This is a genomic window from Diplocloster modestus (genome assembly GCF_019042245.1).
GTDB classification, from domain to species: domain Bacteria; phylum Bacillota; class Clostridia; order Lachnospirales; family Lachnospiraceae; genus Diplocloster; species Diplocloster modestus.
This window is the reverse complement of sequence record NZ_JAHQCX010000007.1, coordinates 125,232-148,191: the sequence shown is the minus strand read 5'-3', so window position 1 is coordinate 148,191 and position 22,960 is coordinate 125,232. Positions and strand designations below refer to the sequence as shown.

The window sequence follows — 22,960 nt, the reverse complement described above, 5'->3', positions numbered from 1 at the left end:
TCGGTGCTTACTTTATCATTTGTGTTTGAATCATACTGCGAATTGCCTCGTATAAATAGGATTTATATTCATCAATTGCCATTGGTTCCTTAAATAGGATTGCATTATAACAACTGCCGCTGACCAGTTCCACGATCATGAACAGCATAACTTCAGGATTACGGAATTTGTGTGCGCTGTCCTCGATCATCTTCAGATAAAGGGCATAAAAATCCAGATTGGTTTCCTCTTCCTGCTGTACCAGAGCAGATTTGAAAACTCCCCAGCTCAGGTTTTTGGCGATGAAACTAAGCAGTTTGCTGTCCCTCGTCAGCTGATCGATGATGTCATCGATAATAAAGAGAAGACGCTCCGTAAAATCGGTCAGTTCGGTCCGCTCCAGGGCGTAATAGGCGTTCTCAAATACTTTACCTGCTTTGTTGGTAATCAGCCGGTTGCGGATGTCATATTTGTCTTTGAAATACAGATAAAAAGTACCTTTGGCCACACCTGCTTTTTCTACGATATCCGCGATGGATGTCTTGGAGAACCCTTTGGTGGTGAATAAATCAAAGGATGTGTGGAACAGAGCTTCTTTTTTCTGCTTTTTCTTATCTTCGATCTTGCCCATGTAGTATGCCTCCGACTGAATTTTGGTCAACCTTTCGTCCGTTTTCATATTAGCATATTATGGAAAAAAGAACAAGGGCGTGCAGAGGGGCAGAGGTGCCAAAGGGACGGAGGAACGGGAGCCGGAGGGCGGATGTTTCCACGGGGCGGCACAAAAGAAGCGGGAACCAAACCGCATCGGCCAGACCTAAGAACGGGTAACTCCGAAGGCTGGAGAACCTCTTATTGGCAGGGCCACCCATTCTAAGGCCTGGCCTCAAGCGATTTGGTTCCCGCTTCTTTTGTGCCGCCCCGTGGAAACATCCGCCCTCCGGCTCCCGCTCCTCCTTTGTTGATGAGGGCGTTGCGCCATGTCCTGACAGATGGGGGATAGTGTAATTGTATTGAGGATTTGCGTTAACGGGGATTTTTGGTTATAGTTAGATATAGGTTTGTAATAGGTGAATCTGCGGGGTGGAATAGGAAGTGTCGGAGCCTGGAACCTGGTGGTTGATGGAAGATAAGGAGAGCGGGATATGAATGAGGTTAAAATATATCTGATGCGGGTTGATCAAATGGATTTGAGCGATAAGAGGTATTGGGAGTGCGTTTCGAAGGAGCGGAGGGCTAAGGCACAGAGAATACGGACTCAGGATGGACAGAGGCTGTCGCTGGGGGCGGGGATTTTGCTGGAGTACGCAGTACGGGCTTGGGACCCTGAATATGTGGGGGAAGTACAGACACGGGAGAATGAATTTGGTAAACCGGAAGTGGTCAGGGATCGGGAATTATTATGTAATGGGGACGGTTTGGAGGAAAGGGTGGGTTCAAAAGCCGGGAATATGTGTATCAGCCTGACGCATTCGGGCAGTGTGGCAGGATGCGCGGTGGCTGATGTGGAGGTTGGGCTGGATATTGAGAAAATAAAAGGGTACGATGGTAGGGTGGCCAGGAGATTTTTCCGGGATGAGGAGTGGAAGTTCGTGGAGGAGAAGGCGCAGGAGGACAGAGGGGGTGCGTTTTGTGAACAATGGGTGTTAAAGGAGAGTTTTGTGAAGGCAGTTGGAATGGGGTTCCATCTGCCGATCGAGGAGTTCGCTATTCATAGAGGGGAGAAGATATGGGTGGAACAAGCGGCCGTGGATGGGGAGTTTGCGTTTCGGCTGGAGCGCTTGGATCAGGAGTATCAGATGGCGGTGTGTACGAAAGGTGTGGCGCAGATCAGTGTGATCTGGGTGGAGCTTATGAATGTGAGGGATTCGGCGGTATTATGAAACGGCAGATGAGTGAAAAAGTACGGAGAGAGCGGACGCGGGGGTGTGAATGAGGCAGAAAATGAGAGGGGAATGTATGAGGAGGAAGGTAGGAGAGAATGGGCGGCAGAAGTAGGTATAAACTTTAGGGATTTATAATAGATTATAGAAAAGACGGATATGGGAATCGGATATGTGGAGAAAGATTCTGGCTTTTTTATTTATCGTATGCAGTGTTGTCGCTCAGGGGCGGGGGCTTGTTCTGGCGGAGGACATTGATTTGTACGCTCAGTCGGCAGTACTGATGGATGCTGATTCGGGGCGTATTTTATATGAAAAGGATGGGAGTGCGAAGCTGCCGATGGCGAGCACGACTAAGATTATGACGCTGACTGTGGCGCTGGAATCCGGGAATCTGGATGATGTGGTGGAGGTGTCTAAGCTGGCGGCTTCTCAGCCGGATGTTCAGTTGAATATACGGACCGGGGAAAAATATCTGTTAAGGGATCTGCTGTATTCCCTGATGCTGGAATCCCATAATGATGTGGCTGTGGCTGTGGCGGAGCATATTGGAGGCAGTGTGGAAGGGTTCGCGGATATGATGAACCAGAAAGCGAGGGATATCGGCGCTTATAATACACATTTTGTTACTCCCAATGGCCTGGATTCGGATGAGCATTATACGACCGCATCGGATCTGGCATTGATTGCCCGATATGCGATTCAGAATGAGAAGTTCATCGAGATTACCAATACCCCCAGTTATTCTTTTTCCGATATCGACGGGGCGAGAAGTTTTACAGTGAATAATAAGGATGCGTTTTTGACTCAAATGGACGGGGCCATCGGAATCAAGACGGGATTTACCGGAAAAGCGGGTTATTGTTTCGTGGGGGCTTTGAAGAGGGATGACAGGACTTTTATATCGGTGGTGCTGGCCTGCGGCTGGCCGCCCCATAAGACATGGAAATGGGCGGATACCCAGAAGTTAATGCAGTACGGACTGGATAATTATGAGTACCGGCATATATCTGAGGATGGGAAAACATTTGATCCTGTAAGTGTGGAGGATGGACAGATCCCGACCGTAGACCTGCGGATGGAAAAACACGATCTGAATCTGCTGATGCGTTCAGATGAAGAGGTGAATGTGGAGTATGAGGTCCCGGATGTGCTGGAAGCACCGGTGGAAGAAGGGGCAATCGTGGGTAATGTGCAGTATTATGTGGCAGGGGAACTGTATCAAGTGACCCCGATCTATGCAGCGGGATCTGTGAAGAAAATTGATTTTCCCTGGTGTCTGGATAAGGTCCTGCATAAATTCCTGAATTGTGGAGGGGAGCTGCTGCCGCTTTAGTGGATAGGCAGTTGGATCTGTATTCAAAAAATATGGAATTCGGGATAAACCCTGCCTGTTAGGCCGTTGCAGCTGTCTGCTGTGGTATGATATAATGTCGGCAGACATTATATCTGCGCCGGAGCGCTTTCCCTGGCGCGGAGTGCGCATCCAACGGAGGAATCATGATTGCGTGCAATCGTGATATAATGTCGGCAGACATTATATCTGCGCCGAAGCGCTTTCCTTGGCGCGGAGTGTGTATTTTTGGGAGTTATAAATGGCATACATGATATTGGGGTTTGATTTTTAATATTGTTTGAGACAGGTCCAGGAACCTATGCTGGCTGACGGATCATGGCCGGATCGAATGTGTGCGGCCGGTAACGTCAGGAGACATGGAGCGGTTGAAAGGATGGAGAACGGTGCTGAAGATACTAATTGCAGATGATGAGGACAGAGTGTGCAGACTGATTGAAAAACTGATCGACTGGGAGCATCTGGACATCAGTTTGGTGGCCACAGCGGCCAATGGGATAGAGGAGCTGGAATTAATTCAAAAATATGAGCCTGATATTGTGATCACGGATATCCGGATGCCTGGAATGGACGGGTTACAGGTGATTGAGCGGGTCGTCCAGATGGAGCGCCCTGTGAACTTCATCGTGGTGAGCGGTTACAAACAGTTTGAGTATGCCTATAATGCTTTAAAATACGGTGTGGAGGATTATCTGCTAAAGCCGATACATAAGGAAGAGCTGAATAAGATACTTGCAAAGATCTGTGCTGCCCGGCTGGAAAAAGAAAAACAAGTATCGGATTACGAGCTGATGGAGAAGGAACACAAGTTAAGCCAGGAAATTATACAGAATAAATTCATTGCCACGTTACTGACGCAGGAGAATCGGGACGTGGTTGATCTGGCTATGGCAAATGAAAAGTATCATTTTTCATTCTCCGGCCCGGTATATCAGTGCTATGCGCTGAGTATAGATTATGAGCGGGTGGAGGACGTGGAGAAGGAGACGGCCGAGGGCCTCTACCGGACTGTACTGAAGAAGATGAGAAAGTTTTTGGAGGAAGCAGAAGCGACAGGACAGAACGTGAACGGTCTGATCCATAATGTGATCGCAGGAATTTGTGAGTTCCGGGACGGAGGGACCAAAGAGGGAGTGTTACAACAGGAAGTGTGGAACCAACTATTTGAGGAAATTCAAAAGTATAGCAGTTCATTCAGTGGATACGCGGTGACGATGACGGTGTCTGCACCGTTTTGTGATTTCTCGGAATGCGTGGACAGGCTGCGCGATACCTTTGAGCATTTGGGCAGCCGGCTGGTTCTGGGAGCAAACCAGGTGATTCGGATCACCGAAGCCGGTCTGTCAAAAGAAGATCCGGCCTTGATTGTCAATATGAAATGTGAAGATTCCATCAAGGCGGCTGTGGAGGCCCAGGATCTTAAAAGATTTGATTACTTGCTTCGGGAATGCTTTCGAATGATTGGCAATGAGAAGCCGGAGAGTTACAGAGTGTACTATAAAAATGTCGAGCAGCTGATAAGGGTTGTTTTTGAAGCTGTGGATTTCGATGAAATCAGCGATACGGAGCTGGAAACAGAAAAAGAAGATCTGTATTCCCAGATCCGAAAATATGCAGATAAATCATCTATCCGAAATTATGTGCTTGAATATTTAAATGCATTTCTGAAAAAATACGAGGCCAGCAAGCGGAATCAGGAGAAAAAGCCGGTGCGGATCGTAAAAGATTATATCAGGGAACACTATCAGGAGAACATCAGCCTGGAGGAGATGGCGAAGCTTGTGGATTTAAACCCTGTCTATCTCAGTGTATTGTTTAAGCGCAGTACGGGGGTGAATTTCAATGATTATCTGACGAACATACGCATCACAAAAGCAAAAACAATGCTGAAAGATACCAATGAATCCATAGCGGTAATTGCGGAGGAGGTGGGATATGCCAACGCAAAATATTTCAGCCAGCTGTTTTCCAAAGTGGTTGGCATCAATCCTACCGTATACCGTAAATTGCATTCGTAAGGGCTGGCTTGTAGATCGTGACAACCCGAAATGGGCATCGAAATGGACATGTCCCAAACTGAAATGGACATGTCCCCTTTCGCTGAAAAACGCACTCATGGAGGAACGCGTGAACAAGAAGATGTTCACCCATACCTTTATGTGCTGAAATACGCACTCATGGAGGAAAAGATGAGAAACGTGAAAAGAAAGATATACGTGTCCAATGCTCTGATGGTTTTATTTGCAGTGGCTTTTGGGATCCTGTCCTGGCAATTGCATATAGGGTTTGCTGGATGGTGCCTGCTGGGCGCGTTGGGGATTTTCTTTTTGCTGCAGATGGTTCTGGTGCATGTTCCGGTATGTAAGGCAGACAGGTCATTAGAAAAACTGTATCAGAAGAGTCTGGAGGATTCCGGCGGCCACGATACTCAGACTATGGAGATCAATGATAAAATGGAATACGTATTCCAGTATCTGCAGGAGAGCATGAACCGGGAATACAGGGCGAAGGTGCTGAAAAAACAGGCGGAACTGAATGCGCTGCAAAGCCAGATCAACCCTCATTTTCTCTATAATACCCTGGAATCCATCCGGGGGGAGGCGCTGATCGAGGGGATGGATGAGATCGCAGATATGACGGAGGCACTGGGTAATTTTTTCCGTTATAGCATCAGCAGGAAAGGAAGCCTGGTAACTCTTGAGGATGAACTTAATAATATACAGAACTATTATCTGATCCAAAAGTTCCGCTTTGGGGAGAGGATCAATCTGAAGGTGGATATGGAGGATCGGGACGCGATCATTGGTTTTCGGATGCCTAAACTGATTATTCAGCCGATCGTGGAAAATGCGATCTTTCATGGGCTGGAAAATAAGATCGGGAAAGGGACGATCACCATATCTATCGCGGTCACGGATCAGCGTCTGGTGCTGGTGATCTCAGATGACGGCAGTGGTATCCGCGAGGATAAACTGCTGGAAATGAATGAGCGGCTGCAAAAAGGGGTCGACTTTTCCGAGAGGACCGAGGATGGGGGCAGCGGGATTGCGTTATATAATGTAAATCAAAGGATTAAGCTGTGTTTCGGAGATGAATATGGAATTCACGTGTACAGTATGCTGGACAACGGTACCGACGTGGTGATCACACTGCCTGTGGTGGATGCAGGCCAGAAGGAGATCACCCTGGATGAGGTCATCCACCAGAGCAGGAGTCAGGAAAGAAATCATGGTTCATGAAATAATAAGAGCAGAACATATACAAAAGATATTCGACCGGAACCAGGTGCTGCTGGATGCATGGCTGTATGTGCTGGAAGGACAGACCGTGGGGATTGTGGGGCTTGATAATTCCGGTAAGACCACATTCATGCGCATATTGGCGGGACAGCTCGGTTTCGATGGAGGGGATATTTACTTTGAGGGAGCGAAGATCCCCTCCTCAAGACGTGATATACTGTCTGGTAAGGTGGCTTATCTTGGAAATGAAAATTCTCTGGTAGACGAGTTGTCCATTGCGGATAACTTATTTGTTTTAAAGAAAAATCATATGAGGGATTTTATCGTCCGCAAGAAGAAAATAAAGGAAAACAGCGAGAAGATCTTGAAGATGGTGCATGTGGATGCCCGCCCCGGCAGTCCCTGCAGTATTTTGGAAGACAATGAAAAACAGCGGCTGGAAATCGCAAAGGTACTGGCTGGAGGAGCCAGGCTGGTGATTCTGGACTGTACCGGGCATACATACAATGATCAGGATATCCGGGAGTTAAAGGAGCTGATCCGTATGAGCTATGAAAAGGGGGTATCGTTTGTCTTTATTCACAGTAATCTGGAGTACGTTATGCAGATCTCGGATGAGATACTGGTGCTCAAGGACGGACGTTCGGTGCGGCGGTTTCCAAAGAATATGTTTGACAAGCAGTTGATCTATAAGTGGATGGTCGGTTATGAGATTAAGGAGAACAGTCTCTATGACAGAAATAAGCTGCCTGATGCAGGAGAGATTCTGGGTCTTGCTAAAGTCACGAGCGTTCGTCTGAAAAATATATCCCTGGAGGTAAAGGAAGGAGAGATCGTGGGAATCCTGTCCCTGTCCAGCCGTTGGAATCAGGAATTTATCGATATCCTGATGGGAGAAGCCCAGATTGAAAGCGGCACCATATACCGCAATGGTCAAGCCGTGAACAGGCAATTTCTCCAGGACCGTGGGACCATGCACAATAGGACCTGCTTTATGAATAAAGCCAATATCAAAGAGGAGTTGTTTGAAAATCTGTCGGTTTCTCAGAATTATGTGTTCCTGGCGCAGCAAAAGGCGGCAAAAACTCCGCTTGGGATACTAAGCCGGAAGATTGAGCTGCATCTGGAAAATGAAAAGGAGGAAGACCTGGGATTTTCACCGGACATTCTGAAAAAACAAGTAGAACAGCTGACGAACAAGGAACTGTTTGAACTGTATATCGGGGAAATCAAGCTTTTCCATCCAGAGCTTCTGGTGCTCATGAATCCCACGGAAAACTCGGACGTGCTGTTGAAAGAACAGATTATTGGCGAAATCGTTAAGATGGCGGAGGAAGAAATTGGAATCTTAATGATTTCTGCCAACTTTAAGGAGATGTCCGCGATCTGCGACCGGATTATTATTGTGCGGAAGGGAACTGTCAATGGGATTGTAGAACGAGGTGATTTTTCTACGGTAAATATGAATTTATATTTGGAGTAAAAGGTGCCTTGAAGGGGTCGGCTGTTTTTAGCCGCTTATGTGCGTTGCATGAAAAAATAGTAGCGAGGTATTTTCGAGCGCTATTATTTTTTATCACCTCTCTTTTTTCAACTCTGTTTCTCGAAGTTTATCTAAAGAAATATGTACTGCGGATATCTTATCTTATAGGTATCGCAGAATTCCAAAAAAACCAAAGAGACCGGTCGAGATCGGGTGGTTCGGCTATGGGGACCGGCCCGGTGTAAAGAAAACCGATAAGTATACAGAAACTCTGCCTGAATTTATAAATAAGCGGAGCAGAAATTAAGATATCATACTTTTTCTAAATTTTACCGCATTGTTGCGCCTATTATCAGATGATATATTTAAATCACACAAAACAACGTTGGGTGTGTGAAAAAACGGTAAGGTATCAGGAGGGAAGGCTGAACAAAAAGATGTTCAGCCATAGCTGAATGAATGGCGCGGGAAAGCGCCACTGGAGGGAAAAATGAAAAGTAAAAATCTAAAAAGATGGATATCCGTATGTTTGGCAGCGGCTGCCATTACGGTGATGGCCGCCGGGTGCCAGGGAAAAGAAGAGGCACCGGCCAGCGGTGATACGAATGCTTCACAGTCTGAGAACACACAGGTTTCCGACGCAGCTGATACAGGTGCTGCAAAGACGGATGAGGCATCTGACAGTAAGGACGGAAAGACAATCATCGGAAAAGTATCCTACAATATGAACGAGGCATATCATCAGGCCGAATGCGCATGGTTTGAAAAATATGCCGAGGAAGCCGGTTATGAAACGATTATCATCGACGGGAAAGTGGACTCATCGATTATGCTGAACTCCGTACAGGATCTGATTTCAAAAAACACGAAGGCGATCATCTGTCAGCCGGCTGATGTGGCAAACGCCGAGGCACTGGTCCAGGAAGCACAGAACGCTGATGTGCCGCTGGCGACCTTTGTGAATAAGGCTGAGACTACGGCAAATCCCCATATACGCCTGTATGAGGCACCGGCTACCAAAGAGCTGGGAGCGGCCGCTGCGAAGAAGTGGATGGAGTGGTATCCGGACAAAAAAATCGTGATGGCTATTATTGATATCCCTTCCTCCCAGCAGGTGCATGAAGAGAGAGCGCTGGCCTTTGTAGAGGGGGTACAGAGTGTGGCTGCGGACGCGGAAGTGGCTGTTATGCTGGACGGAGAGTCATCAAGGGATAAGTCGATGGCTTGTGGGGAAGATATCCTACAGTCCCATCCCGAGGTGAATATGGTTTATGGTATCAATGCGAATTCTGTGCTTGGAGCTCTGGCTGCATTTGAGGCAGCGGGCAGAGGACAGGCGGAGGATGGTATTCCAAAGACAGAGCTGTTCGTGGGTACAGACGGAAGCGAGCAGGAAGCCATTAAAATCTATGACCCGAATTCCTCACTGAAACTTACTATGGCGCTGTCCCCGAAGAATAACGCGAAAACCCAGATCGATACGGCGATTCAGCTGATGAACGGCGAGATCGATGCAAAATCGGATTATGAAGTGGAAGTGACGGATGTTGTTCTGGATTACTGGAGCACTCCGATCGATGAATTCCAGAAATTCCTGGTAGATGAATATTTCTCTGAGATGGATCTGAAACAGGAACTGGGACTTAAATAACAGTATGAGGCAGGGAATGCCTATACAGGCATACATACAGCATTCCCTGCCTTTCTATATCGGAAGAAAGGCGGAGCTTTGAAATGGAACAGCCGATATTGTCAATCCGGAACATTTCGAAAGAATATCCGGGGGTAAAAGCGCTGGATGATGTCAGCTTTGATATTCCAGCCAATGTGGTACACTGCATTGTAGGAGAAAATGGGGCCGGGAAATCGACACTCATCAAGATACTGACCGGAGCGATCGAGAAGACCAGGGGCTCCATGCATCTGAATGGTCAGGAGTATCACCCAAAGAGCATCAAAGAGGCCATGCGTGCGGGAATCAGTGTTCTGTATCAGGAACTGAATGTGGTGGATGAACTGACAGTAGAAGAAAATCTGACGCTGGGAGCGGAAGAAACCCGCTTCGGTGTGATCAGACATTCTGGCAAGTCGCAGCGGGTCTATGAAGTTCTGCATGAGATAGATCCCAGCATCGAGTTGAAGGAAAAAGTGGAAAAACTCAGTATGGCGAAGAAACAGATTGTGGAGATCGCCAAGGCAGTGGCTGCCAATGCCAGCATTCTGATTATGGATGAGCCGACGGCCGCATTGTCAGAAGAAGAGGTACGGAAATTATTTACCATTATACATAAATTAAGAGAACAGAAAGTGACCGTAATCTATATCTCACACAGGCTGGATGAGATCATGGAAATCGGCGATTATGTCACAGTGCTGCGGGACGGAAGGACAATAGCCACCAAGCAGGCATCCAAAATTCAGGGGCAGGAAGAGCTGATCCAGCTCATGCTGGGCAAAATCGTTATCCAGACTTATGTGCCAAGCGTCATAGACCCGGACAAAAAAGTGCTGGAGGTAGAGCATCTGACCAATGATAAGCTGCATGATATAAGCTTTGAAGCGCGAAAGGGAGAGATCGTGGGATTCTACGGCCTGGTGGGTGCCGGTAAGACGGAGGTGGCCAGGGCGCTGTTTGGAGCTGATCCCTCCCAGGGTACGGTAAGGATCGGCGGAAGAGAAGTACATGTCCGGGATCCCAGGGAGGCGATCCGCCAGGGAATCACGATGGTTCCTGAGGAGCGAAGGACCCAGGGGCTCTTTCTGGAGCTTTCCATCAAAGATAATATCCCGGTCATGAATTACAAAAAGATATCCAGATGGAATGTCTACAATAAGAGGAAGCAAAGGGAAATGGCAATTCAATACATAAAAGATCTGCGGATCGCTACCAGCAGCGAAGAAAAAAGCGTATCTTTGCTAAGCGGCGGAAACCAGCAGAAGGTGGTGCTGGCCAAATGCCTGAACGCGGATGCGAAGGTCCTGCTGTTAGATGAACCCTCCCGGGGAGTGGATGTCGGAGCAAAGGACGAGATTTTCCATATTATTCGGGAACTGGCGGCAAAAGGGAGCGCGTGCATTGTATTTTCCTCGGAACTGCCCGAGATACTGGCTCTTTGCGATAAAATCATCCTTCTGTATGAAGGAGAGATACGCGCCGTGGTCCAAAACAGTGTGAACAAACAGCCGGATTCCGAAAAAATAATGCAGATCTCTACAGGAGGGCTTGATAAATATGATGAGTAAAAATATAAGTAAATCCACGCTGACCCAATTGATCACCCTGTCCATACTGATCGTACTGGTCGTGGTGTTATCTATATTGGCGCCGGAGTTTTTAACCTATAATAATATGATGAATGTGCTGCGGCAGGTTACCTTCGTCATCATTACAGGGTCGGCGGCTACGATGCTGATGATTACGGGACATATGGACCTTTCCGTCGGAAGTCTGCTGGCGCTCTCAGGCGTGGTGTTTGCAGTGTGTGCCATGAATGACATACCTTTGTTTCTGTCCGGGATACTGGGCATCGGAGTGGGATTCGCCTTCGGTGTCCTAAACGGAATACTGGTGACTAAACTGAAAGTAACCCATGTAATCGCTACCCTGGGAAGCATGTATGTGGCGAGAGGGCTCAGCTATATCGTTACCGACGGTAAGTCCATCAATGCCGGCCTGCCCAGAGGCTTTGACTCTATCGGCCGGAAAATGATCGGCACCATTCCAATCGCGGTCATTATCGCGGTGCTGGTACTTCTGATCTTTTTCTTCCTGGAGAGCAAAACGGTATTCGGCAAATACGCATTTGCGATCGGGGGAAATAAAAATGCCGCCACGCTATCAGGAATAAAGAGCAACCGGCTGGTTCTCTCCATCTATACCCTGGTCGGTACCATGGCGGGACTCTCCGGTGTGATCATGGCTTCCCGGCTTGGGGCTGGCGATCCGAATGTGGGGAACGGTTTTGAATTTGACTGTATTGTGGCTATCGTACTGGGAGGTACCAGCGTAGCCGGCGGCTCCGGCTCAGTGATCGGCATGGCTATCGGCGCCCTGATCGTAGGCTTTCTGTCCAACGGGCTGAATCTGCTGGGGGTGGGGACTTTCTATCAGACCGTATTCAAAGGAGTAATTCTGGTGGGAGCCGTACTTTTAGACAGCCTGATCAAGAAAAAATTAAAATAATTGGATGGGGTAAGGAGATGTTTCTATGGGATTATATATCAGGAAACCATATGCGGTAATCGGGATTTTTTGTATAGGACTGAATACCTATTGGTCACAGTTTCAGGGATTGCGTGAAGCGGTAATGGATCACTATGGAAAAATAAAGGGGTTGCTGCCGGAGGACATACATGTAACCGACGCAGGCCTGGTGGATAACTATACTGCGGCGGCCGAAGCCAACCGCACATTTGTGGAGGCGGGGGTGGATCTGATTTTCTGTTATTGTGCTACCTACTCCCCCTCATCGAATGTGCTTCCAGTCATTCACGGACTGTCTGCCCCTGTTATAGTTTTAAATCTTCAGCCGGAAAGATCCGTGGACTGTTCACAGACCAACACCATCGGTACCTGGCTTGGGACCCTCTCCTGCGCGGGAGCCCCGGAAGTTACCGCGGTGCTGAAAAAGAAAAACGCTTCTTATGGGGTAGTCACAGGCGCGATCGCGGGTGACCCCCATGTGATAAGTGAGCTTCACGCATGGTGCAGGTCGGCGGCCGTGGCGGCCAGACTGAAAAGAGGCCGGATCGGTATGATCGGTCATCCGTTTAACGGGATGATGGACCTGTATGTAGATGAGACAAAAATATATAATCAGTTCGGGATCTACACCGAATTCCTGGAGCTGCATCAGATCAAAAATGCCATGGGAGAGGTCACCGGCGAGCTATTGGAGGAGTGCCGCCAATTTATCAAGGACCATTTCGCGCTCACGGTGTCTCAGAATGCCCGGGAATTCGAGGAACTCTGCAAAGTGACCGCCGCCATGATTTCACTGATCAGGGAACAGGATCTGGACGCGGTGGCATTCCACTATGCGGGTGAGACACAGGGGGAATATAAGGATATCATCGGGCCGATGAACATTGTATTTTCAGCCCTCATTGCCCTTGGCATTCCGTGCTGTGTGGAGGGAGATATTAAGACCACCATCGCCATGCTGATCACCAAAGTACTGGCGGGGTGCTGCGCCACGGCCGAGTTGTATTCTATGGATCTTGAAAACGACACCTGTCTGATCGGTCACAGTGGTTCCAGCGATTTTGCACTGTCGGATGAAAAACCGGTGTTAAAAGAGTCCGAAGTATTCCACGGGAAATCTGGAAAAGGCTATCTTACCCAGTTCCTGGTCAAAAAAGGTCCGGTGACCCTGCTGGCTCTGAGTGAGGATGGAGAAGGCAAATACCGTCTGATCGCGGCAGAGGGCGAGAGTATTCCCGGAGATATCCTGATGCTGGGGGATACGAATGCCCGGGTGCGCTTCCCGATTCCTGTGAGGGAGTTTATGGACAGATGGTGTATGGCAGGGCCCTCCCATCACAGTTCGATGGCTGTGGGCAGCTGGGTGGATATGATCCGGAAAACGGCGGTAGTCCTGGGACTTGAGCTGGAAGTGATTTGTCCGTGATAGAACAAGTAACGGTATTTATATGTTTGCAGTAATAAAGTGTAACTGAATTTATGCGCAGTAAATGCGCTACTGGAGGAACGGCTGAACAAGAAGAAGTTCATCCATACCTGAATTTATGCGCAGTAAATGCGCTTCTGGAGGAAAATATGGAAAAATTAAAACAAACGAAACCAGCAAGGATCGGTATCTATACAATGGGATTAAAGCCCTACTGGGATCAGTTCCCAGGATTACGCGAACGAGTGATTGAGTATGCAGAATTTATCGCCGGAAAAGTCCGGAAAATAGGCGGCACACAGGTCTTCTTTTACGGATTGGTGGACTGTTCCGAACGGGGCGAGGAGGCGGGGGAATATTTTAACGCCCACAATGTGGATCTGATCTTTGCTCATGCCGGTACCTATGTAAACAGCGCCTCGATTCTGCCGGTTCATCAGGTCTGCAAAGCCCCGGTTGTCATCCTGAATCTGCAGCCCACAGCCAAAATCAACTATGCCCGGACGACAACCGGCGAGTGGCTGGCTCACTGCGGGGCCTGTCCGGTACCTGAGATGACCAACGCATTCAACCGCTCCGGCATAGAATGCCACATCATCAATGGCCTGTTAGGTCTAAATTATACGCCTGAGATCTCCATGACGGATGAAGACACGGCCTCTCGGCCGGAAGCGATCCGGGCCTGGAAACAGATAGAAGAGTGGGTTTTGGCAGCCAGCGTGAAAAGCGGGCTCTCCAATGCCAGATTCGGCTTCCTTGGCAACACCTTCAATGGAATGCTGGATATGTACAGCGACTTTACGATGTTCCAGGGACAGACGGGAGCCCATCTGGAAGTGTTGGAGATGTGTGATCTGAACCGCATGCTGGAAACCGTAACAGAGGAGGAAGTGGAAGCAAAAAAGGAGGAAATCACCGAATTTTTCATTATAAGCGAAGACTCCCCCTCAGATCCGCTGGCTAAAAAACCCACCCCGGAACAGCTGGAATGGTCTGCGAAAGTGGCAGTGGCCCAGGAAAAGCTGGTAAAAGAATACGATCTGGACGCTTTGACCTACTACTACCACGGGGCGCCCGATGGATACTATGAAAAAATACAGGGCGGCTTTATCGTAGGCCATTCCCTGCTCACCGCAAAAGGGATCCCCTGTGCCGGGGAAGGAGACTTAAAGACCTGCCTCGCCATGAAAATCTGTGATATTGTAAACAGAGGCGGCAGTTACTGCGAGATCGTCGTCACCGACTATGAGGACGGCACGATCCTTCTGGGCCATGACGGTCCGTTCCATCTGGCTATCGCAAACGGCAAACCCATTCTGCGCGGCATGGGGCTGTATCACGGAAAACAGGGGACCGGGGTCTCCGTAGAGGCGAAAGTAAAAGCCGGAGACATCACCAATCTGGGTTGCACCCAGAACATAGACGGAAAACTAAAATTTATCATCACGGAAGCCGAAGCGACCAACGGTACCATTATGACCATCGGAAACACACAGACTCCGGTGAGATTCCACAAGGATCCGGATGCCTACATGGACGAATGGTTTGCGCAGGCGCCGACCCATCACTTCGCTATGAGCGTGGGGCATAATGCTTCCCTCTTCGAGAAGATCGCGGTGATGCTTAAGATACCGTCTGTAGTTCTGGACCGGTAAATAAATACCCCCGAAGTCTGAAGCTGGCGGAATGAATACCTGGCCGCCGGCGCCTGACTCCGGGGTATTTTCTTTTGTTGCACGAATATGGTAATACTAGGGTTTAAGTTCCCGCTAAAGAGAAGTATAAGACCACCTGCTGACCGGCGAACTGGATACTGATCATGTGGCTGCCTTTTTCATATAGACCACCGACCGTGGTATCCTCATAAAAATCCCGGATTGTCTGCCAGCCGTCAGCCGCCAGTGTCTGGAGGTAGGCTTCCATCTGTTCCCGGCTGACATCCTGATAGCAGACGGCACAGTAACCTTTCTCATCAGCTGGTGTCATCCATAGCAGGTTGTCAAAATCAGGCCGCGGAATACCTTCGGTATAGCTGTTTTCCAGCCAGGGGTCCGCGGTAAAGCGGATAAGCTCCTGAAGCGTCTCCGGGCTTTTGGCATAGTCACGCAGGTCGCCGCCGACAAGTTCTTCAGCCTGCTGGCGGGTATAATGGCAAAATGGACCGCTGTCAGGGGAAGAATCAAGCGCCGCATAAAAGTCTTGCAAATTATCTACCAGAGCAAAAAGCAGCAGCGCATTCTTTTGGAATTGTCCGGGACTTACGGATGTATGACTGTCCCCGTCCTCTTTCAGTACCCACGTAACGCCCCGTTCATTTCCACTGGTGAGCAGTTCAAAGTGGTCATGATGCAAACCTTCCGGGAGTGGGAGAAGGCCGAGCAGCCTGCCTACTGCGGAATTATCGCCTACATAGGAGGTCCGCGCATTCCACAGTTCCTGCGTATTCAGATCCTGTACCTCATCCGGTTTGGATCCGCTTATGTTTGCGGCGCTTCCGAAAGTTAAGGCAACGGCTGCCACAGTTACGATCACAACGGCAGCCAGCGTGGCCAGCAGAGTTTTCGGCTGCCTGGCGATGCGCCTGATCCGTTCGGTCATTTCTTCCTTTCCGCCGGTCATGGTGGTAGCGCAGCAGAAGAGCTGGGAGGGTTTGGTGGGGGCGGTAGACATTTCGATGATCATCCTGCCATACTCCACCCGGTTTTCATTCCCCAGCTTCCGGACAGTCCCCTCGTCGCAGGCTAGCTCGCTGTCCCTGCGGGATAATACGGCGGCAAGCCATACCAGCGGATTGAACCAGTGGATGCACAGACAGAAAATGCGGATAAGGGCCCACAGATAATCCCTGTGCCGGTAATGGGTCAGTTCATGTGCCAGCACAAACGCGGTGCGCCTTTCATCAGCCAGGCTATCCGGTGTCAGGTAGACGGCAGGCTTTGCGATTCCATACAGGCAGGGGGAGGGCAGATGATCTGCCATATAAACCGGCAGAGGAGATCCGGGTACTTGGATCTGGCGCCTGTTCTGCTTCAGGTTTCGGCCCAGACGAGTATTGGTGACTGCAAAAAATACTCCGGTCAGCAGCAGGCTGTGCGGCTGCCGTTACGAACGTCTGCGTATCCGGTATGATATTCATCACACTGACAGGATTTTCAAACAAGGGAAACGGCAGAAGCAGACGGATGGCCACCAGCATCCACAGAGCATATTGCAGCTGTGAGGATATCTGACCCCGCAGCAGATACCGAAGCGCGATGATAATCAGAATCAGTACGGATGAGGTGATGATGGTTTCCATCATGATTCCACCTCCGCCTGCTCTAATATCGCATACAGCTCATCGATTTCCTCTTTGGTGAGCTGGTTTTTACGAACCAGGGTGCTCATCATCAGGCTGGTGGAGCCTTCAAATGCACGGTCCAGCAAAGAGCGGGTCTCCGCGATCGCCACATCATCCCGCGCAACGTTGGGATAATATTGCTTTGCCCGTCCGACCACTTCATAGCGCAGAATTCCTTTGTCCGTCATGCGTTCCAGCATGGTCTGGACGGTACTGCGGCTCCAGCCGGGATTTTCTTTTAATTCATGGCAGAGCTGTACATAGGTGCGGGGAGCTTTCACCCAAAGCTTTTCCATAATGTGCCATTCGCTTTTTCCAAGTGTATTGATTTCGTTTGCCATTTGTTCCCTCCGTTGCATGACAGTAGTCATTCTTTTTTGTACCGTATCATATTGCATGACAGATGTCAAGCAAAAGGAGGCGTAAAGTAATGTGTATTATGACACGTAATGAGTGATTTGACATTGCCATGCGTTCCAATTAAGATGGAAAGAAGTTCAGAGGGCTCATCCAGACATGTTGATGACTTTTATGACCGCTTAAAAGAGGCAGGGCTGGCAAAGCCTGATTTTACCGTAATCACACATTGGCATTCGACCATACATTTGGAATGCACCACATACATGGAGCCAGTATTGCCCACGAAAGAACGAATTTACTTTTAAAAGAACAACAGGAAAAGGCTCTTGATCCATCTTATATAAGTAGTTTGAAAAAAGAGGATTCCTGTTTTGAGGATATGATTAAAAAGACGGACTGTATTTATTGCATTTTAAGTCATGTGGAGCCACTAGATAAAGAGGAGTTATTAGATTATTTATGTCAGTTCTTAACAGATTAGCTTTCCGTTTTCTTAGTTTCCTGTTATCAGGTGTTAGAGGTTTAAACTATACGCAGGATTTGATAAAAAGGCCTATTTCATGTGGTATGGCGGGAATAACAGCGAAATGTTTGCCGTCCCTAAGCACCGGTACTGAGTGCTCACAGCGATAAAAAATAGTAGCGCTCGAAAACACCTCGCTGCCTATTTTTCGTGCATCGCACGTAAGCGGCTAAAAAACAGCCGCCAAGTGCTCATAGCGATAAAATTGAAAAAATTATATAGACATTTTGGATCAATATTGTATAATAGAGTTTGGTTATAAGTTGTGACTTGCAGCCGGCGGGTTAAGTGTTAAAAGGGTTACTATTAAACAATACAATATAGAAAAGAGAGGTTAAGTTTATGGCAAACATCGATTTGAGCCAGTATGGCATTAAAGGGACCAAAGAAATTGTGTACAATCCTTCTTTTGATACTTTGTTCGAGGAAGAGACCAGACCGGATCTGGAAGGCTATGAAAAGGGACAGGTAAGTGAACTCGGCGCGGTGAATGTTATGACCGGTATCTATACAGGCCGTTCTCCCAAAGATAAGTTTATTGTCATGGATGACAATTCAAAAGACACGGTATGGTGGACTTCTGATGAGTATAAGAACGATAATCATCCGGCCAGCCAGGAAGCATGGGATACCGTGAAGAGCATTGCTCTGGAAGAGCTTTCAGGCAAGAGACTGTTTGTTGTGGACGCATTCTGTGGTGCCAATAAGGATACCCGTATGGCGATCCGTTTCATCGTTGAAGTAGCATGGCAGGCTCATTTCGTTACGAACATGTTCATTCAGCCTACTGCTTCTGAACTTGAGAACTTTGAGCCGGACTTCGTTGTATACAATGCTTCCAAAGCAAAAGTGGAAAATTATAAAGAGTTGGGCCTGAATTCCGAGACAGCGGCTATGTTCAACATTACCAGCCGCGAGCAGGTTATTGTCAATACATGGTACGGCGGAGAGATGAAGAAAGGTATGTTCTCGATGATGAACTACTATCTGCCGCTGAAGGGTATTGCTTCCATGCATTGTTCTGCCAACACAGATATGAACGGTGAAAATACTGCTATTTTCTTCGGACTCTCGGGAACAGGCAAGACCACGCTGTCAACCGATCCGAAGCGTCTGCTGATCGGAGATGATGAGCATGGCTGGGATGACAATGGCGTATTCAACTTCGAAGGCGGATGTTATGCCAAAGTAATCAACCTGGATAAAGAATCCGAGCCGGATATCTACAATGCGATCAAACGCGATGCGCTTCTGGAGAATGTTACCCTGGATGCTGACGGCAAGATCGATTTCGACGACAAGAGCGTGACGGAAAATACCCGTGTATCTTATCCTCTGAATCATATTGAGAAAATCGTCCGCCCGGTTTCTTCCGCTCCTGCGGCAAAAGATGTTATTTTCCTGTCGGCAGATGCGTTTGGGGTACTCCCTCCCGTATCGATCCTGACTCCGGAACAGACACAGTATTATTTCCTGTCCGGATTTACAGCAAAACTTGCCGGTACAGAGCGTGGAATCACAGAGCCTACACCTACCTTCTCCGCTTGTTTCGGCCAGGCATTCCTGGAGCTGCATCCTACCAAATATGCAGAGGAACTTGTTAAGAAAATGCAGGTGAGCGGTGCGAAGGCATATCTGGTCAATACAGGATGGAATGGTACAGGTAAACGTATCTCTATCCGTGACACGCGTGGTATCATCGATGCTATTCTCGATGGATCGATCGCAAAAGCGCCGACCAAGCAGATGCCGTACTTCAATTTTGAAGTTCCCACTGAGCTTCCGGGCGTAGATCCCAAGATTCTGGATCCCCGCGATACATACGCGGATGCTTCCGAATGGGAAGCTAAGGCCAAAGATCTGGCACAGCGTTTTGTGAAGAACTTTGCGAAATATGAGGGGAATGAAGCAGGAAAAGCTTTGGTTTCTGCGGGACCTCAGTTATAAGAATAACAGGATAACCAACCCCCGGCTGAGAATGCCGGGGGTTTTTACACGGCAGACCAGAAAATAAGTACTTGCATTTCGTATATCCCGGTGCTATAATGAATAAGATAATTACAAGGTAGAATGACTAGAGTGGGTGAATGCCCACTCTTATTTGTTGGTATAAGTAGAAGGAAGGTGTAGGAATGAAAAAGAGAGAGCAATACGAACAAGAGACGGAAAGGCTGCTGATACCAATTATAGAAGCCCATCAGTTCGAGCTGGTGGACGTAGAGTATGTAAAAGAAGGCAGTAACTGGTACCTGCGGGCCTATATTGATAAAAAAGGCGGAATTACCGTTGATGACTGTGAGCTGGTCAGCAGGCAGTTAAGTGATCTTCTGGATGAGAAAGACATAATAGACGAAGCGTACATCCTGGAGGTCAGTTCCCCCGGGTTGGGGCGTCCGCTGAAGAAAGAAAAAGACTTCCAAAGAAGCCTTGGGGAAGAAGTAGAAGTGAGGACCTACCGGCCCATCAACCGGTCCAAAGAGTTCACCGGAATTTTAAAAGAATATGATAAAGACAGTGTGACCCTTGCGTTTGATGATGAACAGACCATGATAATCGCGAGAGCGGACATTGCATTGATCCGCCTGGCCTTTGATTTTTGATCATATTAGGAGGAAAGTGAGAAAATGAATACGGAATTAATGGAAGCTTTGAACATTTTGGAAAAGGAGAAAGATATCAGCAAGGAAACTCTGATGGAAGCCATAGAGAATTCGCTGCTGACGGCCTGTAAGAACCATTTTGGAAAAGCGGATAATGTGAAAGTCAATATCAATCATGAGACCGGGGAATTTGCCGTATTTGCTGAGAAGACCGTTGTGGAAAAGGTGGAGGACCCGGTGCTGGAGATCAGCCTGTCCGACGCCAAGCTGATGGATTCCAAATATGATCTGGGCGATATCGTCAATGTGGAGATCAAATCCAAGGAATTCGGCCGGATCGCCACCCAGAACGCCAAAAACGTAATTCTGCAGAAGATCCGTGAGGAAGAGCGTAAAGTCCTGTACAATCAGTACTATGAGAAGGAAAGGGATGTGGTTACCGGTATTGTACAGCGCTATGTTGGGAAGAATGTCAGTATTAATCTGGGCAAGGCGGACGCGCTGCTGACCGAGAATGAGCAGGTCAAAGGCGAGGTGTTCCGTCCTACCGAGCGGATCAAGCTGTATGTACTGGAGGTAAAGGACACGACCAAGGGGCCGAAGATTCTCGTTTCCAGGACACACCCGGAACTGGTGAAACGTTTGTTTGAAGAGGAAGTAACCGAGGTCCGGGACGGAACGGTCGAGATTAAGAGCATTGCCAGAGAGGCTGGTTCCAGAACCAAGATCGCCGTGTGGTCTAATAATCCCAACGTGGATCCTGTGGGAGCCTGTGTCGGTATGAACGGCGCCAGAGTCAATGCCATCGTCTCCGAACTGCGGGGAGAAAAGATAGATATCATCAATTGGAACGAGAATCCGGCGCTTCTGATTGAAAATGCCTTAAGCCCGGCCAAGGTAGTGTCCGTCATCGCGGATGCGGATGAAAAGACGGCCAAGGTCGTGGTTCCGGATTATCAGTTATCACTTGCCATAGGTAAGGAAGGCCAGAATGCGAGACTGGCCGCCAGACTGACCGGCTTTAAAATAGATATCAAGAGTGAAACCCAGGCACGGGAGGCCGGTGACTTCTATATGGAAGATCTGGGCTATGAGGACTATCCGGAAGATCTTCAGTACACGGATGTGGATTATGCAGATGAAGAGTATACGGATGAGGACTTTGCGACAGAGGAATATATAGAAGATTACGAACAGCAGTAAATCTTCAAAGGAAGTGGTAGATTGAGTACGAATAAAAAGATCCCGTTACGTAAATGCACCGGCTGTGGTGAGATGAAGAGCAAAAAGGAAATGATCCGCGTCTTAAAAACCGCAGAGAATGAAATTGTGATAGATGCCACCGGAAAGAAAAACGGCAGAGGGGCTTATCTGTGTTATTCCCGGGAATGTTTTGAGAAAGCGGTCAAAAGCCGCGGTCTGGAACGGTCCCTGAAGATGAGTATCCCGAAAGAAGTATACGAACGATTAAGAGAGGAGTTGGATGCTCTTGAAACAGAATAAAGTCCTGTCCCTCATAGGTCTGGCTACCAAAGCAGGCAAGACGGCCAGCGGAGAATTTTCCACGGAGAAAGCGGTAAAATCCAATAAGGCCAGTCTGGTAATCGTAGCAGACGAGGCATCCGACAATACCAAAAAGATGTTTCGGAATATGTGTACTTACTATAAAGTGCCGGTATACTTTTTTGGTAGTAAAGAGGAACTGGGTCATGCAATGGGTAAAGAAATGAGGGCCTCGTTAGCGTTGCTGGACGCAGGGTTTGCGAAGGCAGTGGAAAAGGAACTTGTTAATACTAACGCGGCAAAAACTGGAGGTAGTAAGTATGGCGAAATTGAGAGTATATGAGTTAGCAAAAGAATTAGGCAAAGAGAGCAAGGACGTGTTAACGGTCCTTGCGTCGAAAAATATAGAAGTGAAGTCACATGCCAGCAGTCTGTCTGATGATCAGGTGGATATGGTGAGAAAAAGCTTGTCAGGAAATGCTAAAGGGCAGAGTCCGGCCCGGCCTCAGGGCCAAAGCAAACGTCCGGCAGCGCCTGCCCAGGAAGCGCCGGCACCGGCCCATGCGTCCGAGGCGCGGCCGCAGCAGGAGATGCCGAAGAAAAAACCGAATATCATTCAGGTATATAATCCGCAGAACAGCCAGCAGGCATCATTGAACCGTCAGGGAAGCCGTCCGCAGGCAGGCAGGCCTGGTCAGAATGCGAGACCACAGGGCCAGCGGCCTGTGGGTGGCCAGCAGGGTGCCAGACCGATGCAGGGCCAGGGCCAGCCGGGAACGAGACCGGTACAGGGTCAGGGCCAGCCGGGAACGAGACCGGTACAGGGTCAGGGCCAACCGGGAACGAGACCGGTACAGGGTCAGGGCCAGCCGGGAACGAGACCGATGCAGGGCCAGGGAGAGCAGGGAAACAGACCGATGCAGGGCAGCCAGGGCCAGCAGGGTACCAGACCGGTGCAGGGCGGCCAGAGCCAGCAGGGTACCAGACCAATGCAGGGCAGCCAGGGCCAGCAGGGTACCAGACCGGTGCAGGGCGGCCAGAGCCAGCAGGGTACCAGACCAATGCA

20 protein-coding genes are annotated in these 22,960 nt (G+C 48.7%); 16 read left to right on the top strand and 4 right to left on the bottom strand.

Features of this window, described 5'->3' with window-relative positions; all coding sequences use genetic code 11:
• Positions 1-7: 7 nt before the first annotated feature.
• A complete protein-coding gene (locus tag KTH90_RS12145; protein WP_158352862.1) occupies positions 8-610 on the bottom strand; it encodes a TetR/AcrR family transcriptional regulator in 603 nt (200 codons plus the stop codon).
• Positions 611-1,124: 514 nt separating this feature from the next.
• On the opposite strand from KTH90_RS12145, the gene KTH90_RS12140 reads away from it, so the two are divergent.
• The 10 genes from KTH90_RS12140 to KTH90_RS12095 all read left to right on the top strand — a co-directional run bounded on the left by KTH90_RS12140 (position 1,125) and on the right by KTH90_RS12095 (position 15,223).
• Complete coding sequence (locus KTH90_RS12140) at positions 1,125-1,862, top strand: 4'-phosphopantetheinyl transferase family protein (protein ID WP_158352861.1); 738 nt, start codon at positions 1,125-1,127, stop codon at positions 1,860-1,862.
• A gap of 172 nt (positions 1,863-2,034) precedes the next feature.
• On the top strand, positions 2,035-3,198 hold the full coding sequence (locus tag KTH90_RS12135) for a D-alanyl-D-alanine carboxypeptidase family protein (protein WP_238726865.1): 1,164 nt from the start codon (positions 2,035-2,037) through the stop codon (positions 3,196-3,198).
• A 377-nt stretch (positions 3,199-3,575) separates the two neighbouring features.
• Positions 3,576-5,234, top strand: a complete 1,659-nt coding sequence (locus KTH90_RS12130) for a response regulator transcription factor (RefSeq protein ID WP_238726864.1) — start codon at positions 3,576-3,578, stop codon at positions 5,232-5,234.
• A 171-nt stretch (positions 5,235-5,405) separates the two neighbouring features.
• The gene (locus tag KTH90_RS12125) at positions 5,406-6,455 is read left to right on the top strand and encodes a sensor histidine kinase (protein ID WP_238726863.1); all 1,050 of its coding nucleotides are present in this window, start codon (positions 5,406-5,408) and stop codon (positions 6,453-6,455) included.
• Positions 6,445-7,938, top strand: a complete 1,494-nt coding sequence (locus tag KTH90_RS12120) for an ATP-binding cassette domain-containing protein (protein WP_238726862.1) — start codon at positions 6,445-6,447, stop codon at positions 7,936-7,938. Before KTH90_RS12125 ends, KTH90_RS12120 begins: the two co-directional genes overlap by 11 nt.
• Positions 7,939-8,428: 490 nt before the next feature.
• Positions 8,429-9,589, top strand: coding sequence for a sugar ABC transporter substrate-binding protein (locus tag KTH90_RS12115; RefSeq protein ID WP_238726861.1), 1,161 nt, complete (start codon positions 8,429-8,431; stop codon positions 9,587-9,589).
• Positions 9,590-9,672: 83 nt separating this feature from the next.
• Positions 9,673-11,181, top strand: coding sequence for a sugar ABC transporter ATP-binding protein (locus KTH90_RS12110; protein WP_238726860.1), 1,509 nt, complete (start codon positions 9,673-9,675; stop codon positions 11,179-11,181).
• Positions 11,171-12,121, top strand: a complete 951-nt coding sequence (locus tag KTH90_RS12105) for an ABC transporter permease (protein WP_158352854.1) — start codon at positions 11,171-11,173, stop codon at positions 12,119-12,121. Before KTH90_RS12110 ends, KTH90_RS12105 begins: the two co-directional genes overlap by 11 nt.
• A 25-nt stretch (positions 12,122-12,146) precedes the next feature.
• Positions 12,147-13,568 carry an L-fucose/L-arabinose isomerase family protein gene (locus KTH90_RS12100; protein WP_238726859.1) on the top strand — a complete coding sequence of 474 codons (1,422 nt, stop codon included), beginning with the start codon at positions 12,147-12,149 and terminating at the stop codon, positions 13,566-13,568.
• 149 nt (positions 13,569-13,717) lie between these two features.
• Positions 13,718-15,223 (top strand): L-fucose/L-arabinose isomerase family protein, encoded by a 1,506-nt coding sequence (locus KTH90_RS12095; protein WP_158352852.1) that lies wholly within the window; start codon positions 13,718-13,720, stop codon positions 15,221-15,223.
• A gap of 103 nt (positions 15,224-15,326) precedes the next feature.
• Here KTH90_RS12095 and KTH90_RS12090 read toward each other — a convergent pair whose 3' ends face one another.
• The 3 genes from KTH90_RS12090 to KTH90_RS12080 are packed head-to-tail and all read right to left on the bottom strand — an operon-like array spanning position 15,327 to position 17,249.
• A complete protein-coding gene (locus KTH90_RS12090; RefSeq protein WP_238726905.1) occupies positions 15,327-16,559 on the bottom strand; it encodes a M56 family metallopeptidase in 1,233 nt (410 codons plus the stop codon).
• Complete coding sequence (locus KTH90_RS12085) at positions 16,477-16,869, bottom strand: M56 family metallopeptidase (protein WP_238726858.1); 393 nt, start codon at positions 16,867-16,869, stop codon at positions 16,477-16,479. Before KTH90_RS12085 ends, KTH90_RS12090 begins: the two co-directional genes overlap by 83 nt.
• Positions 16,866-17,249: a BlaI/MecI/CopY family transcriptional regulator gene (locus tag KTH90_RS12080; RefSeq protein WP_158352850.1), complete on the bottom strand. Its 384-nt coding sequence runs from the start codon at positions 17,247-17,249 to the stop codon at positions 16,866-16,868. Before KTH90_RS12080 ends, KTH90_RS12085 begins: the two co-directional genes overlap by 4 nt.
• Positions 17,250-18,133: 884 nt before the next feature.
• Here KTH90_RS12080 and pckA point away from each other — a divergent pair.
• The 6 genes from pckA to KTH90_RS12050 form a co-directional block, all read left to right on the top strand.
• A complete protein-coding gene (gene pckA, locus KTH90_RS12075) occupies positions 18,134-19,738 on the top strand; it encodes a phosphoenolpyruvate carboxykinase (ATP) (protein ID WP_158352849.1) in 1,605 nt (534 codons plus the stop codon).
• A 185-nt stretch (positions 19,739-19,923) separates the two neighbouring features.
• The gene (rimP, locus tag KTH90_RS12070) at positions 19,924-20,391 is read left to right on the top strand and encodes a ribosome maturation factor RimP (protein WP_158352848.1); all 468 of its coding nucleotides are present in this window, start codon (positions 19,924-19,926) and stop codon (positions 20,389-20,391) included.
• A 24-nt stretch (positions 20,392-20,415) separates the two neighbouring features.
• Positions 20,416-21,594 (top strand): transcription termination factor NusA, encoded by a 1,179-nt coding sequence (gene nusA / locus KTH90_RS12065; RefSeq protein WP_158344087.1) that lies wholly within the window; start codon positions 20,416-20,418, stop codon positions 21,592-21,594.
• Positions 21,595-21,615: 21 nt separating this feature from the next.
• Positions 21,616-21,894 carry an RNase P modulator RnpM gene (gene rnpM, locus KTH90_RS12060; protein ID WP_158344089.1) on the top strand — a complete coding sequence of 93 codons (279 nt, stop codon included), beginning with the start codon at positions 21,616-21,618 and terminating at the stop codon, positions 21,892-21,894.
• On the top strand, positions 21,881-22,237 hold the full coding sequence (locus KTH90_RS12055; protein ID WP_330655982.1) for a L7Ae/L30e/S12e/Gadd45 family ribosomal protein: 357 nt from the start codon (positions 21,881-21,883) through the stop codon (positions 22,235-22,237). Before rnpM ends, KTH90_RS12055 begins: the two co-directional genes overlap by 14 nt.
• The coding region (locus tag KTH90_RS12050; protein WP_238726857.1) for a translation initiation factor IF-2 N-terminal domain-containing protein at positions 22,215-22,960 on the top strand (746 nt) is incomplete at its 3' end. The genes KTH90_RS12055 and KTH90_RS12050, both read left to right, overlap by 23 nt.

What these genes read in the sequence shown, in the direction of transcription:
- KTH90_RS12145 (WP_158352862.1), bottom strand. Translation starts at nt 610, where the DNA reads ATGGGCAAGATCGAAGATAAGAAAAAGCAGAAAAAAGAAGCTCTGTTC.
- KTH90_RS12140 (WP_158352861.1), top strand. Translation starts at nt 1,125, where the DNA reads ATGAATGAGGTTAAAATATATCTGATGCGGGTTGATCAAATGGATTTG.
- KTH90_RS12135 (WP_238726865.1), top strand. Translation starts at nt 2,035, where the DNA reads ATGTGGAGAAAGATTCTGGCTTTTTTATTTATCGTATGCAGTGTTGTC.
- KTH90_RS12130 (WP_238726864.1), top strand. Translation starts at nt 3,576, where the DNA reads ATGGAGCGGTTGAAAGGATGGAGAACGGTGCTGAAGATACTAATTGCA.
- KTH90_RS12125 (WP_238726863.1), top strand. Translation starts at nt 5,406, where the DNA reads ATGAGAAACGTGAAAAGAAAGATATACGTGTCCAATGCTCTGATGGTT.
- KTH90_RS12120 (WP_238726862.1), top strand. Translation starts at nt 6,445, where the DNA reads ATGGTTCATGAAATAATAAGAGCAGAACATATACAAAAGATATTCGAC.
- KTH90_RS12115 (WP_238726861.1), top strand. Translation starts at nt 8,429, where the DNA reads ATGAAAAGTAAAAATCTAAAAAGATGGATATCCGTATGTTTGGCAGCG.
- KTH90_RS12110 (WP_238726860.1), top strand. Translation starts at nt 9,673, where the DNA reads ATGGAACAGCCGATATTGTCAATCCGGAACATTTCGAAAGAATATCCG.
- KTH90_RS12105 (WP_158352854.1), top strand. Translation starts at nt 11,171, where the DNA reads ATGATGAGTAAAAATATAAGTAAATCCACGCTGACCCAATTGATCACC.
- KTH90_RS12100 (WP_238726859.1), top strand. Translation starts at nt 12,147, where the DNA reads ATGGGATTATATATCAGGAAACCATATGCGGTAATCGGGATTTTTTGT.
- KTH90_RS12095 (WP_158352852.1), top strand. Translation starts at nt 13,718, where the DNA reads ATGGAAAAATTAAAACAAACGAAACCAGCAAGGATCGGTATCTATACA.
- KTH90_RS12085 (WP_238726858.1), bottom strand. Translation starts at nt 16,869, where the DNA reads ATGATGGAAACCATCATCACCTCATCCGTACTGATTCTGATTATCATC.
- KTH90_RS12080 (WP_158352850.1), bottom strand. Translation starts at nt 17,249, where the DNA reads ATGGCAAACGAAATCAATACACTTGGAAAAAGCGAATGGCACATTATG.
- pckA (WP_158352849.1), top strand. Translation starts at nt 18,134, where the DNA reads ATGGCAAACATCGATTTGAGCCAGTATGGCATTAAAGGGACCAAAGAA.
- rimP (WP_158352848.1), top strand. Translation starts at nt 19,924, where the DNA reads ATGAAAAAGAGAGAGCAATACGAACAAGAGACGGAAAGGCTGCTGATA.
- nusA (WP_158344087.1), top strand. Translation starts at nt 20,416, where the DNA reads ATGAATACGGAATTAATGGAAGCTTTGAACATTTTGGAAAAGGAGAAA.